This is a genomic window from Caballeronia terrestris (assembly GCF_001544515.1).
Classification (GTDB): Bacteria; Pseudomonadota; Gammaproteobacteria; order Burkholderiales; family Burkholderiaceae; genus Caballeronia; species Caballeronia terrestris.
The window spans coordinates 1-879 of record NZ_FCOL02000526.1; the positions used below are offsets into that span (position 1 = coordinate 1).

The following is an 879-nucleotide window of genomic DNA, read 5'->3' on the forward strand; positions in this document are numbered from 1 at the left end:
TTCCGAGGGCGCTGCGCGACGCCTGTATGAATCCATTCATACAAAGATCGAGGAAGCCGCCCGGAAACTGTGGGACTTGATCCGCGAAAAGATGGTGGACTTCCGTAACGACCCTGGTGGCGTAGCGCTCGACGTGATGCCCGGTTTGATCCGCAAGCTCGTCGACTTCCTGTGCAAGAAGCTGCTCGCCGCGGTCGCACCGCTGATCGGCGCGGGTCTCGACATTGCGAAGGGAATCGCCAATACCGTCGATAGCAGCATCACGAAATATCGCGAATGGGTTGCGGGGCGCGACGTCCAGTTGCTCGCGGGACACCCCGCGACGATCATTGAGGCCATCAAGCGCGCGATGAAGCTGAGCATCGGCCAGGGCGTGTATGACATGGTCAAGGGCGGCGCGGACCTCGGCCTGCAGATCGCCAGCTCGGGCGCATCGACCGTCGTCGGAGCAATCGTGTCGATCCTTGAAACGCTCGCCAAGACGATCTGGAAGATCGTCGAGATCCTGCGCATCCAGCGGTTCTTCAAGCAGGCAGAAGGACATTGGCACGCGCGTATGCAACGCGACGCGCTGCATACGCAACCGATCGCCTTCAACAACTGGTTCAAGCGCTATGCAATCCCGATCCCCGTGCTTTCGGTGCTTGCGCTGAACTCGGGCATCTGCGGGGACAAGATGCATTTTCTTGCGATGTTCAAAGACAACGAGGCGGTGATCGGCGAGGCCGAGTTTCAGGCGGGCTGCAAGTATGTGGACGACCTGAAGGTCTGGGGTTCGAATTACCTCAGCGATGCCGGATTCAGCTTCGGGTCCGAGGACAATCTGATCAAGGGACTACTGGAGTTTGCCGGCAATCACAAGCGGGAACTGACGTGGGA

Annotated in this window: 1 protein-coding gene; it reads left to right on the forward strand. The window is 59.4% G+C overall.

The features are described 5' to 3' along the window. Positions 1–76: 76 nt before the first annotated feature. Positions 77–879: hypothetical protein (locus tag AWB67_RS38730; protein ID WP_200822445.1), on the forward strand; the 803-nt coding region annotated here is incomplete at its 3' end.